This is a genomic window from Microcoleus sp. CAWBG27 (assembly GCF_020883145.1).
Lineage (GTDB): Bacteria > Cyanobacteriota > Cyanobacteriia > Cyanobacteriales > Microcoleaceae > Microcoleus.
Map to the genome: position 1 here is coordinate 1 of NZ_JAHREU010000002.1, position 12,668 is coordinate 12,668.

13 protein-coding genes are annotated in these 12,668 nt (G+C 47.3%); 3 read left to right on the top strand and 10 right to left on the bottom strand.

The annotated features are described in order from the left end of the window. The first annotated feature begins 128 nt into the window (after positions 1-128). The 3 genes from QZ938_RS01430 to rpsU all read left to right on the top strand — a co-directional run bounded on the left by QZ938_RS01430 (position 129) and on the right by rpsU (position 2,830). Positions 129-779: a PCRF domain-containing protein gene (locus QZ938_RS01430; RefSeq protein WP_293346940.1), complete on the top strand. Its 651-nt coding sequence runs from the start codon at positions 129-131 to the stop codon at positions 777-779. Between the two features lie 66 nt (positions 780-845). Continuing rightward, positions 846-1,965 (top strand): peptide chain release factor 2 gene (gene prfB / locus QZ938_RS01435; RefSeq protein WP_293156574.1). Its coding sequence is split into 2 segments (ribosomal slippage): positions 846-917 and positions 919-1,965, totalling 1,119 coding nucleotides; the frame shifts between segments, so codons are not numbered across the junction. A gap of 670 nt (positions 1,966-2,635) precedes the next feature. Beyond that, positions 2,636-2,830 (top strand): 30S ribosomal protein S21, encoded by a 195-nt coding sequence (gene rpsU / locus QZ938_RS01440; protein WP_006632476.1) that lies wholly within the window; start codon positions 2,636-2,638, stop codon positions 2,828-2,830. A 2-nt stretch (positions 2,831-2,832) separates the two neighbouring features. Here the strand turns inward: rpsU and QZ938_RS01445 are convergent, their stop codons facing one another. The 10 genes from QZ938_RS01445 to QZ938_RS01490 all read right to left on the bottom strand — a co-directional run bounded on the left by QZ938_RS01445 (position 2,833) and on the right by QZ938_RS01490 (position 12,477). Then, positions 2,833-4,302: an AtzE family amidohydrolase gene (locus tag QZ938_RS01445; RefSeq protein WP_293346943.1), complete on the bottom strand. Its 1,470-nt coding sequence runs from the start codon at positions 4,300-4,302 to the stop codon at positions 2,833-2,835. Between the two features lie 14 nt (positions 4,303-4,316). Then, positions 4,317-4,493, bottom strand: coding sequence for a DUF4089 domain-containing protein (locus QZ938_RS01450; protein WP_293156566.1), 177 nt, complete (start codon positions 4,491-4,493; stop codon positions 4,317-4,319). Positions 4,494-4,627: 134 nt separating this feature from the next. After that, positions 4,628-5,011: a KGK domain-containing protein gene (locus QZ938_RS01455; protein ID WP_293346946.1), complete on the bottom strand. Its 384-nt coding sequence runs from the start codon at positions 5,009-5,011 to the stop codon at positions 4,628-4,630. Positions 5,012-5,110: 99 nt separating this feature from the next. Continuing rightward, positions 5,111-5,563, bottom strand: coding sequence for a hypothetical protein (locus tag QZ938_RS01460; RefSeq protein ID WP_293346948.1), 453 nt, complete (start codon positions 5,561-5,563; stop codon positions 5,111-5,113). A gap of 11 nt (positions 5,564-5,574) precedes the next feature. Next, entirely contained in the window at positions 5,575-5,883 is a 309-nt protein-coding gene (locus QZ938_RS01465; protein ID WP_293346950.1) for a hypothetical protein, read from the bottom strand. Between the two features lie 79 nt (positions 5,884-5,962). Beyond that, a complete protein-coding gene (locus QZ938_RS01470; RefSeq protein ID WP_293346952.1) occupies positions 5,963-6,454 on the bottom strand; it encodes an ureidoglycolate lyase in 492 nt (163 codons plus the stop codon). Between the two features lie 214 nt (positions 6,455-6,668). Next, positions 6,669-8,222 carry a cobyrinate a,c-diamide synthase gene (locus QZ938_RS01475; RefSeq protein ID WP_293346954.1) on the bottom strand — a complete coding sequence of 518 codons (1,554 nt, stop codon included), beginning with the start codon at positions 8,220-8,222 and terminating at the stop codon, positions 6,669-6,671. Positions 8,223-8,513: 291 nt separating this feature from the next. Then, positions 8,514-9,878 (bottom strand): glucose-6-phosphate dehydrogenase assembly protein OpcA, encoded by a 1,365-nt coding sequence (opcA, locus tag QZ938_RS01480; RefSeq protein WP_293156549.1) that lies wholly within the window; start codon positions 9,876-9,878, stop codon positions 8,514-8,516. Positions 9,879-10,112: 234 nt separating this feature from the next. Further along, entirely contained in the window at positions 10,113-11,642 is a 1,530-nt protein-coding gene (gene zwf, locus QZ938_RS01485; RefSeq protein ID WP_293156547.1) for a glucose-6-phosphate dehydrogenase, read from the bottom strand. Positions 11,643-11,646: 4 nt separating this feature from the next. Beyond that, positions 11,647-12,477 carry a hypothetical protein gene (locus QZ938_RS01490; RefSeq protein WP_293346956.1) on the bottom strand — a complete coding sequence of 277 codons (831 nt, stop codon included), beginning with the start codon at positions 12,475-12,477 and terminating at the stop codon, positions 11,647-11,649. Positions 12,478-12,668 lie beyond the last annotated feature (191 nt).

Sequence of the window (12,668 nt, forward strand, 5' to 3'; positions counted from 1 at the left end):
AATTTCTCAACTTGGAGTTATTCCCTCTCTGTCCACTATTATTCGCTCCAAATCTGCTCTTTATCCCTTGGGATTGTCTTGGCAGCCAGATTAACTGCTACCCCTACTTATTGAGCCGATACGCAGAAATGTTGCTCAGAATGTATATTATGTGGGGACTAAGCCGAGGCTACCAAGTTGCGGACGTTGAATCTTCCCCAGCGCCTGAAATAGGAATTATTTCTACAACCTTGGAAATAGACGGACGTTACGCTTGCGGCTATCTAAAGTCAGAAACCGGAATACACCGACTTAAACGGAAATCGCCTTTTAATATTACCAGAAAGCGACTCACTACAGCGACGGTGGAAATTTTACAAATGTACGTGCAATTGGAGATTGCACAGCAGGATTTAGAACTAATATTACCCAATCTCAATCAGAATACTAACGGAACCAAAGCATGGGCGAAAATTGTGCATATTCCTACTGGTATTTCTGCCCTTTGTGATGAATGTCCCACTCAACTGCAAAATAAAGACAAGGCTTTGGCGGTTCTCAAGAGCAAACTGTTTGCTATGATGCAAAGGCAAGGAGTTCTACAGCTTGCAGACATTCAGTACGATCGCCTAAAAACATTCCTCAACCAACCAATTCGGGAATATCAATTTGCCAGCGACAGCGAAAACCAGGACAAAGTTCTGGATATCCGTACAGGAATCGAAACAACAGCCATCGCCGAGGTACTCGACGGCAAGATTGACTCATTTCTCAAAGCTGGTCTGCTGCTGAAAAATTGATTTGCACAGATTGAACCCAATTTCAGCTAAAATCGACAAGACACCACAAAACTAGGAGAACTCACAGTGGAAGTTCTAGACATCAAACACGATATTGAAACATTGTCCGATCGACTGGGTACCACCCAGGACTATCTTTGACATCCCCGCACTCACAGCCAAAATCCAAGACTTAGAGCAAATCTGCGCCCAACCGGCATTCTGGGACGACCAAGAACAAGCTCAAGGAACCCTCCAAGAACTGAATGACTTCAAATCTCATTTAGACCAATACCACGGCTGGCAGACTAGCCTAGAAGACGCTAGAGCTATTTTAGAACTGCTGGAGTTAGAAGCCGACGAGTCCCTGTTCCAAGAAGCCTCATCGAGTCTTTCACAATTAACCCGCGAACTCGACCAGTGGGAATTGCAACAATTACTCTCCGGGCCCTACGACGAAGGCGGCGCCGTTTTGACAATTAACGCCGGGGCCGGCGGTACAGATGCTCAAGATTGGGCCGAAATGCTGCTGCGGATGTACACCCGCTGGGGCGAAAGTCAAGGTTACAAAGTACATTTAACCGAGATTTCTGAGGGAGAGGAAGCAGGTGTTAAATCTGCCTCTTTGGAAATTGTCGGCCGCTACGCCTACGGCTACATGAGGTCGGAAAAGGGGACTCACCGTTTGGTGAGAATTTCGCCTTTTAACGCTAATGACAAGCGTCAAACCAGTTTTGCGGGCGTGGAAGTGATGCCGGTGCTCGATCGATCCGTTAAACTGGATATTCCCGAAAAAGATTTGGAAGTCACGACTTCCCGGGCGGGCGGCAAGGGCGGACAAAACGTTAACAAGGTAGAAACCGCTGTCCGCATCGTTCACCTTCCGACTGGTTTAGCTGTCCGCTGTACCGAAGAACGCAGTCAGTTGCAAAATAAAGAAAAAGCTCTCGCCTTACTCAAAGCTAGGCTGTTGGTGGTTGCTAGGGAACAGCGCGCCGCCGAAATTGCCGAGATTCGCGGCGACATGGTAGAGGCAGCTTGGGGCAACCAAATTCGCAACTACGTGTTTCACCCCTATCAAATGGTCAAGGATTTGCGGACTGGCGTGGAAACTACCGCCGTCTTAGATGTGATGAACGGCGAATTAGACCCCTTTATTCAAGCTTATCTGCGACAGGAAAATCAGTTGATAGCCCAAACAGAGTAACCGCTACCCGCAATCAAACAGGTTAGTAGTGAGGAATTCAGTCCGCAACAAAGAAGGACTAAAGTCCTCACTACTAACCCGGCTTGTAGTGAGGACTTCAGTCCGCAACAAAGAAGGACTGAAGTCCTCACTACGAACCCGGCTTGTAGTGAGGACTTCAGTCCGCAACAAAGAAGGACTGAAGTCCTCACTACGAACCCGGCTTGTAGTGAGGAATTCAGTCCGCAACAAAGAAGGACTGAAGTCCTCACTACTAACCCGGCTTGTAGTGAGGACTTCAGTCCGCAACAAAGAAGGACTAAAGTCCTCACTACGAACCCGGCTTGTAGTGAGGACTTCAGTCCGCAACAAAGAAGGACTGAAGTCCTCACTACGAACCCGGCTTGTAGTGAGGAATTCAGTCCGCAACAAAGAAGGACTAAAGTCCTCACTACGAACCCGGCTTGTAGTGAGGACTTCAGTCCGCAACAAAGAAGGACTAAAGTCCTCACTACGAACCCGGCTTGTAGTGAGGACTTCAGTCCGCAACAAAGAAGGACTGAAGTCCTCACTACGAACCTATTTTCTGGTATAATTTTGGGGTTTTGGTCGATCGCCCGACATCCAACAGGTCGCGCCGCCAAAAACCTTGATATGATAAAACTTGATCTAACGAACCAAAGGAGAAATAATGACCCAAGTTGTAATCGGCGAAAATGAAGGGATTGAGTCAGCCCTACGACGGTTTAAGCGACAAGTTTCCAAAGCGGGAATTTTCCCCGACATGAGAAAGCACCGCCACTTTGAAACTCCGTTGGAAAAGCAAAAGCGCAAAGCGATTGCCAGAAGAACTAAAAGACGCTTCCACCGCAACAACAAACCCTAGAATTAGGGGCTTATTGATTCGGCAGATACAATTCCTTGGGCTTCTAATACCGCAGCGACTCGGAGAATCACCGCTTCGCTGTAGGGAGCACCAATGATTTGTACCCCCAACGGCAAAGCGCCAGGTGGCTTTACGGGCACGCAAAGAACAGGCAAGCCTATGAATGATAGGGGTTGGGTGAACAGTCCCAGATTGGGACGCACTAACATTTCTTGTCCGGCGATGACCATTTTCTCGACACCAATTTCAGGGGCCGCGATCGGAGTTGCGGGTGCGAGAATGATATCTGTATGTTGGAATATTTCGCGAATTTGAGACCGATACCACTGTCTGAATCTCTGCGCTTGCACGTACCACGTCGCAGGAATCATGGTTCCAGCCAAAAAACGATCGCGCGTTGCCGGATCGAAGTCTTGAGGGCGCACTCGCAAATTGTCGAAATGCAAGGAAGCCCCTTCGCAAGCGGTAATTATAAACGCTGCTGCCCGCGCGCGATCGGATTCCGGTATGCTGAGGGTCGCAAGCCCCCCGATTTTTCGGGGGTTTGTTGTTGTCTTTTCCGGCTCAATACCACAACTTAAGACATTTGTCAAGCCTCGTGCAACTATTTCTACAGCAGCCATTGCTTCCGGTTCGGCCCCTTGGGCGAAATAGCCGTCAGCAACAGCAATTCGCAATCCTTCAATTCCTATATTTAACTGTGGCGAGGTAAGTTCTGGCGGGCGTTGAGTGCAAACTGGATCGCGATCGTCCGTGCCTTGCAAGATATCATACAGCAGCGCGATGTCTCGGAGCGATCGCCCGAACGGCCCCACACAATCCAAACTACTCGAAAACAAAAAAGCACCGGCCCTGGACAAACGGCCGTAAGTAGGCTTAAACCCAAAAATACCGCACAAAGCAGCGGGCACGCGAATGGAACCGTTAGTATCCGAACCCAAAGTAACGGGTACCAAACCCGCAGCCACCGCCGCAGCCGAACCGCCACTGGAACCGCCGGCGATGCGCGCAGTATCGTGAGGGTTGCGAGTCGGGCCGTAATGGCTGTTTTCCGTGACAAAACCGTAGGCGTACTCATCCATGTTCAGCGTACCTACAAGCACCGCACCGGCTTGTCGCAGTCGGGCAACCGCCCCCGCGTCTTGGCTCGCCGGAGCGTTGTCAGCATTGATTTTTGACCCTGCTAGGGTAGTAATTCCGCCGACATCAAACAAATTTTTGACTGCGAAGGGAACGCCTGCTAGCGGGCCTGGGTTTTCGTTATTTGCGATCGCATTATCTATCTTTTCGGCTGCTGCGATCGCACTTTCTGCGGTGATGGCTGTAAAGCAATTGAGTGTGTTGTCTCGATCGGCAATTCGTTCTAATGCAGCATTCACAACCGCCGTCGCTGCAATCTTACCACTTTTAACCGCCGATGCTGTAGCGACTGCATCCGCTCCTGCTAAAAATTTGCGTTCATCTGCGTTCATCGGCGGTTAAAAATCTAAGGTTCAAACACTGGTGCAGCTTCGATTTCTGGGGGTAAGGGGAATTCTGTAACGAGTCGGGCGATCGCCGCTATCATCTCGAAGTTTACCACAACGCCGGGACGATGTTCCGGGTCTAGGGGTAAGTTTATCAGTTCGGAAGTGCGATCGACATATTCTTCTATATTTGTCATTTTTTTCTGGCTAGCCTTGAAGTGCGATCGATTATTGTATTGTAAGGGCGATCGGGCTGTCAGTTGTTATTGCTTAGTTTTTTGTATTCTTCAGATTGTCTGATATCATCTAAAGGCGATATAGGTTCATTTGGTTAATCAGGACAAAATTTTATACATACCTGTTTTTTCCAAGACGGCAAACTTTTATTAAGTTCTATTTGAAGCTTTCCTTTTTGCCAACTCTTGGAACCAATTTTGAGAATTTGACAATCGATTCCTTCTTGAGGCGAGTTCCAGTTTATAAACCCTCCCATAATTTTTGTTTCTTCATCAATCAATAGATCTTGCATCAACTGAATTATCCCCTTCTCACGTTGGTTAGTTTCTGCTACACAATCCTGATTCATTATCTTGTTAAACTTATTGGAGGCTAGCTCTTCAAATCGGCGAACCGTAAAAGTAGCTTTACCCAATAACAAAACATCATCGCCGTCTAGTGTCTCATACCTTCTATAGATTTTAAAAATTTCGTCCATTTTATTTCACAAATTTCTGCTGCTTTATATTTGATACCATTTCAAGCTATCTAAGTCAAGCTGGTCAACAAAATCAATTGACTATCGCACTTTTTCAACTCAAACACTGACAGTTTCCCGCAACTTCTCAACAGCCACATCCAGCGGAGGCAAATAAAAATCCTCAGCATCCATCAATTCCTTAACCTTCTCAAAAATCTCAACCTCCGCCTCTTCCTGATCCGTCAGCTTATCATAAAAATAAGGGTCAGTAAACCACTGCTCAAACGCTATCATTAACAAGCCATTGGACGAAAGTTCAAACCGCCAATACTTAGAAACCCTGCTGTCAACCACTTCAAACATCGGTGCCGGATTATGGATGGGATAATAGCTGTAATTATCGTCGCAGATATAGTACCAAATAGTTCCTTTCCATTCTCGGATAGCATAAACAACATATTCCTTGCCTATAGTTAGTGATAACTCAACTTTTCTCGTGTAACCGCGTGGCGGATCGATATATTCTTCAGGGAGAGATGCACCAGTCTTAGCAATACAGCGAATTTTCATAACTTGATTACCTACAGATTTTTAGGATCAATTTTAGGATACTGCCGCTTGAACTTGAACTCCACCTTTTGAAAAGTCTGACTGTTCCGAAACCAATGAACTTGTACGGAATAGCCATTAACTTCAAAAGCCTCAATACTTGTCATTTTATCCCAATCTTCAGAATTCCCGCCATAAACAGCAACAAGTCTCAGTGCATCCCCCAACAATCTATCTGTACCGCAATGAATTACTATGCAATTACCAGCCTTAGCATCTTGCAGCAGCAATTGCTCTGGTAAATTTCTCGGACTCTCATCGGGAATAGCACCTTGATTCATAGTTTACAGTTTCAGGTGTTGCTCCAATAATGATTATGCCCTATGTCTTATGCCATCCAACGTTTCAAACGAGAAAATATCAGACAATTTCAAATTCCAGATTGTGATGCTTGACCAAATCAAAGCTAAAATGGTCAACCACATTAGTATCGCTCAACTCCAGATTATAAAAATCCACAAAATCCGCATCAAAATAAGGCCCAGCGTGCCAAGTCCCCACATCTAACTTAATAAAACAATCACCCGGAATCCGAAAAGCAGCGATACTCTCCAAACTCGGTTCATCACTATCACAAGGAGGCGCAACAGCCATCAACCAATCCTTCCCATCCAGAGAACCCAAACACTGAGTACATTCAACGTGCCGCGTAATTTTACCAAACTTGCGACCCTTCTGGTGCAACCGCATAATGTAAAATCTAGGAATACCATTTTCCAAATTTAACTTAGCATCCTCATCATCAAAAGACTTGCCATCAAAACTCGCAGAAATAACTTGACCGTAACTCCGAAAATTCTCCGGCGTCACCCATTGCGCCAACAACTGCTCAGTCGCAATAAATTCGCTCATAAATCCCAACCTTCGTAGCTGTTTAAGTTATAAATATTCTAATATAAATAGATAAGATAGGATTATTTATACCTTCCTCGCAGCCAAAAATAGACTTTTCAACTTGCTCAACAACAAGTAATTTACTCCCCAACCACGACAAACATTAACTATCTTCATCTCTTCTCTTCTTTCTCTTCCTTCGCGAACTTCGCGCCTTCGCGGTTCGTTAAAATTAGATTGTTTGAGCTCGTGAAGCGCCGCTATCCCGTATGGAATCGCCCAAAACACCCTTACAATCAAAATTAGAACACTGCTGCAAAAAACGAACCGCAATATCAGGGCGAGCACCCCAGTGCAAATGCAAATAAGCAGCGTGCACCCCATAAACCCCCCAACCTTCAGCAACCGCCTCAACTTCTCCCCGTTTGCCGTACCTCCAACTGTGATAAATTGGATTAGTTGGTTCCACTGTCAAATGCGATCGATGAAACTCATGTCCCCAAACCACATCCCCCGCAGCTAACACCAAACTATCCCCCACCGCCACAGCTTCTCGATATCCCAGAGTCAATCGCTTTCCCATCGCAGCCACCGCCGGCAACACTCCCACCCCTTGCCAAGAATTCCCTTCAAAGTCTACAATCGAATCGCACAAGTACATCAAACCGCCGCACTCCGCATAAGTCGGCATTCCCGAACAAATCGCACTTCTGACAGCATCCCGAATTAAAACATTACCGCTTAATTTTTGAGCAAACACTTCGGGAAAACCGCCACCAAAATATAGCCCCTGCACATTCTCAGGAAAAACCGAGTCATCCAACGGACTCCAGAATACCAACTCGGCGCCCAACTCTGACAACAAATCAAGATTGTCCTGATAGTAAAAATTAAAAGCCCGATCGCGCGCAACTGCAACTCGCACCGAAAACTTTTTTGCCAAACAGTTGACAACATCATCTTTTTTGGTTACAATTTCGTAAGGGAGACTGTATCTACCCAAAAGTTGCTCACACCCCTCACCCCCCCCATCAAGACTCGCAGCCAACAAAGGCAAAAGTTTCTCCCAGTCAAAACTAACAGCAGCTAAATCCGCTAATTTGTCGATCGCAGCATGAAGATTCGGCAACTCCTCAGCCGGAATCAGGCCTAAATGGCGATCGGGAATAGTAACAGCCTCATCCCGTCGCAGAACACCCAAAATCGGTAAATCCAGCGGTTCCAGAGCATCTGTCAGCAACTCTAAATGTCGATCGCTCGCCACCCGATTCAGCACCAAACCCGCGAAATTAAGATTTGGGTTAAAAGAACGAAAACCGTGGGCGATCGCAGCCACAGAACCAGACAGCCGGCTGCAATCTATCACAAACAATACCGGCAAATTCAACAAATAAGCAACATGAGCCGTAGAAGCAAAGGAAATAGAATAATGTTCTTTTCCTTCTGCCTTCCTCACATCCGTTACATCCCGTACAGTGCTCGTTACAGAATCCTTCTTCGGAGAAACCCCATCAAACAAACCCATTACCCCTTCAACCAAAGCACAATCAACATCTTGAATGTGACGGGAAAAACACTTTTTAACATAAGATTCAGATGTTAAAACCGGGTCTAAATTTCGACAGGGGCGGCCAGTAACAAAAGAATGAAACATCGGGTCAATGTAGTCAGGGCCGACCTTAAAAGATTGCACGTTCAAGCGCTGACGAATTAAATAAGCCAAAAGGGCGATCGTTACAGTAGTCTTTCCCGCACCGCTGCGCTCGCCAGCAATTACTAAAGCCATAACCCTAGATTAGTCATAAAAAATACTGACAATTGATAATTGATAAAATTCTGATATCCAATTCATCTCTCTGTTCTTTCTCTGCGTTCTCTGTGTTCTCTGCGGTTTAATCATTTCTATGCAATCATAATTGATATGGGTATTACTGCTCAAATAATATCTATTGAACGAACCGCGAAGACGCGAAGGACACTAAGGAAGAAAAGAGAAGACAAGAGAATATTCAGTAGGGCAGACATTGCCTGCTCTACTGAATCTTAACTAATACATTGTCCGTTGCGGAACTTGTTGTTAGTGTTTGGCTAATTTCAGCAATTGAGCTGTCACTGCCAAACTTTCTTCGTAAAGCATATCCCGGCCCCAACTCTGCAAGTGCTGGCCCAGCAACTGTTCCGTCACCTGATCGAACAGAGGAGTCACCTGGTTAAATCGATCGGTTTGAGCGCCTCCTTTCATTTCCATCCGCATACAGCCGCCCGTTTCCGAACACAGAACCGTACCGCAATCGGCCTTCTCGTTCGTAGAATTCAAACGCAGAGCAATCAAATCGCCGGAGACATCCCCCGTATCGGCAGTAGGAATAGCAGCTAACTCGGCTTCTACAACCCGTTCGTCTGCACCCGCAAATTTAATCCGCTTGATTTGATAATCCCCCTCTTCTTGCTTGAAAGCAACCGGACGCCACTGAAGCCGGCTCGCCAGCCAGCCCAAATACATCAGCGCTTGAGTAGAATTGCCTTGTTCGTAATCGATCGTCACTCGATCGATCTCCCGAATTGCCGCCCTACGTTCCGGCGGATCGAAGGCCTCGGCAGCCAACTCCTGCCACGCCGCCAGCCTGCGCCAATTCAAATCCGCGATCGGAATTCCTTCCTCGATCAGACTTTGCATCAACAACAATTCATCTTCAGACTCGGCAAAACTGCTAGAGTCGATAATCACAGAACTGCTAGTTTCCGCCAGCCGCTGGAACAAACCTCGATCGGCATCTGGATTCGCTTTCCACCACAGCAGCGTCGGCAAATCCGCGATCGTCAGCGCTGTCACGATCGCGCTCACCCTTTCCAGAGCAGCTTCCGTACCCCGCAGGGTAATATACTCGCAGCAGATCAGATTGCCGCTGCCGCGCTTGTGCACCGGACAGTAAGCAGCCACTTGAGCCTGCACGCCCGTATCTTCTCCCGCCGTCGGGCACAGAGCAATAATCCGGCAGGGATTCGCAGCTACGATCGCATCAGCCACTCCCGAACCCGCCGAACCCAAGCCAGTCGCACCCAAAAGCTCTCCCTTGGCATTTTTGCGAGCCACTTCTTCGCGCAACATCGCCAGCAATTCAGCGCTAGGTTTGCCACTTCTGGGCATTCCGTAAGCTTTTTGAGCAGCCCTGATGCTTGATGCCGTCATCGGCCCGCTAATACCATCGACAGGCCCGTCGTAAAATCCCAGATCTGCCAATAATTGCTGGGTTTCTTCCGGTTCGTACACGACAAAAGTAAAAGTTGCTGCCCTAGTCGCGATCGGAAAATCGCCCTTCGATCCTGATTCTCTGTAACTTTCCCAGATTTTACTCAGTTCTGCCTCTATTTGGTCGATCGACACATCCTTAGGACTTTGCAGCGAAACCAGAGGCGGAGCTTTCATCGGTGTCATTGTCATCGGTTTTTTCTCCTTTGTTATTGGTCATTTGGCATGGGGCATGGGGCATGGGGCATTGGTCATTGGTCATTAGTCCAACGTCAGAAGTGCCATCGCGCAAGAGTTCCCGAACATTAGCATTAGTCATTAGTCCTTGATGATTCTTAGTTAGCAACTCTTACCTAATGACAACTAACAACTGACAACTGACAACTAACAACTAACAACTGACAACTAACAACTGACAACTGACTCTTAAAGTCTGCGCCACTTGCGACCGTCTCTGTTAATTAGCAGTTCTGCCTCGGCCGGTTCCCAAGTACCAGCTTCGTATTTAGGAACCAGTTCCTGTTCGTTGGAAGATTCCCAAGCCATCAGCGCCGGAGTTACCACCCGCCAAGCTTCTTCCACTTCATCAGAACGGGTAAACAAAGTTTGGTCGCCCAGCATACAATCAATCAACAGGCGATCGTAAGCATCCGAAGATGTCACCCCAAACGAAGCACCATAACTAAAATCCATATCTACCGTCCGCGTCCGCAAATCCGGCCCCGGCATTTTTGCCTCAAACCTCAGCGAAATCCCCTCGTTGGGATGCACGCGCATGGTCAAAACGTTAGGAGTAGTTTGTTGGGCCGCCGACTGAAAAATTAACAGCGGCACTTCCCGAAACTGAATCGCAATTTCGCTAACTTTTTTCGGCAACCGCTTACCAGTCCGCAGGTAAAAAGGCACTCCCTGCCATCGCCAGTTGTCAATCATAAACTTCATCGCCACAAAAGTCGGCGTTGTCGAGTTGGGAGCAACCCCCGGTTCTTCGTGATAACCCGGCACGGGTTTGCCTTTCATCCACCCTGCGGAATATTGACCGCGAATCGCGGAAAACTCCAAGTTATTCAAATCCGCCAAGCGAGTTGCTTGCAGAACTTTCATCTTTTCGGTGCGGATGCTGTCAGCGTCGAGGGAGTTTGGCGGTTCCATCGCCGTCAGACAGAAAATCTGCATCAAGTGGTTTTGCAGCATATCCCGCAACGCCCCAGAGGATTCGTAGTAACCGGCCCGGTCTTCTACCCCCACAGTTTCTGCAACGGTAATTTGTACGTGATCGACAAATTGCCTGTTCCACAGCGGTTCAAAAATCGCGTTCGCAAACCGGAACACCATCAAATTTTGAACCGTTTCTTTACCCAAATAATGGTCGATTCGGTAAACTTGCTGTTCTTGGCAAACCTGCTGCACTACACGGTTGAGAGCTTTTGCCGAACTCAAGTCGCGGCCGAAGGGTTTTTCAATTACCAAGCGATGTTTTATTGGATCTGCCAGCATTTTAGCTGCGCCCAGTTGCCGAATTGCTTCTGGGAAAAAGTTCGGAGAAACGGACAGATAAAAGATGTGATTGCCGCGGGTTCTCCTTTCTTCATCGAGTTCAGCTAAGAAAGCTTTGAGTTTTTGATAGCTTTCGGGGTTATCAATGTCGCCGGGACAGTAGTACAAACCTTTGGCGAAATCTTGCCACAATTCCTCATTGCTAATACCGCCGCCAAATTCTTCGATGCCTTCCCGCATTTGTTCTCGGAAGTAATCGTGACTCCAGGGACGGCGGGCCACTCCCACGACAGTAGTTTCCGGTGGCAAGCGCCGATCGAGCTTCATCTGATAAATTGCTGGTACCAGTTTGCGCTGGGTGAGATCTCCGGAAGCTCCGAAGATGACCAGAATTTGCGGTTCCGGCATCCGTTCTTTTCGCAAACCTACCCGCAGCGGGTTTTCAAGAATTGTGACCATTTATTTATTTTGCTCCTTCTAAAGCTGTGAGTCTTGCCAATACAGATTGATAGTTTGCGGTCATTTCTGCCAGTTGCTGGGTCAGCGAGTTAATCTGTCCTTCGTATTCTGCCTTGATTTCAGCTCTGATTTCCTCTCTGAGTTCAGATCTAACTTCTTCTCGAATTTTTCTCCTTTCAACCGCCAGACGGACTTCCCAATCTCGATCGCGCTGTAGCAGTTCAGCTTTCAACTGTCGGTTTTCGGCTCGAAGTTGCTCCATTTCCAAAGCCACAGCAGCAGCACGCCGATCCCTTTCTCTGTTTTGTTCTCGGATTTCCTCTCTAAGCCGCTTATTGTCCGATCGCAACTTCTCCAGTTCAGAATCAGTATCTTTAGGCGATCGACCGCTTCCTAGGGATGGAAATCGCCGATCGACCAAGCGCTGAACTGCTGCACCAGTAGGCATACCACTAGGTGATGACTCTAGGGCTTCTTGCCAAATTTCCAGTTGCAGCTCTCGGGGTAATCCTGTTAGAGGACGAACTTGATTTTCCTTTGTCGGAAATTTGAGACCAATTGGTCTCAAATTTTCAACAACCCGCGCTGCTGAAATAAATCTATCTGCTGTTCGTCTTCCAATACCCCAGTTGTCGAGGCAATAAGCCTCAAAACTCTTGTGAGTTTCACGGTACAATTTCTCTTCCCGAATCTCATCAAGGGCTTTGCCCACTTCATAAAATATTTGAAGTCCATGTTCGACAATGGATTCCAACTCTTGAAGCCTTTTCCGTTCAGCTACATCAAGTTGGGCAGTGGCATACTCGGTTTCTAGTAGGGTATTGGTAGTTTGCATAGCAATTCCTCAGCGGTCGGAGATCGAAAATTCGAGTTGGAGCTTCTGGCGAGAGTTCTGCTAGAGAAGAGACTTGATTTTCCTCTGTAGGCATTTTGAGACCAATTGGTCTCAGTTTTTCCAATTCGAGACTGAAAACTCAGCATTTAGGAACCTAAATTCTAGAGACTTGATTTTCCTCTCTAGGCATT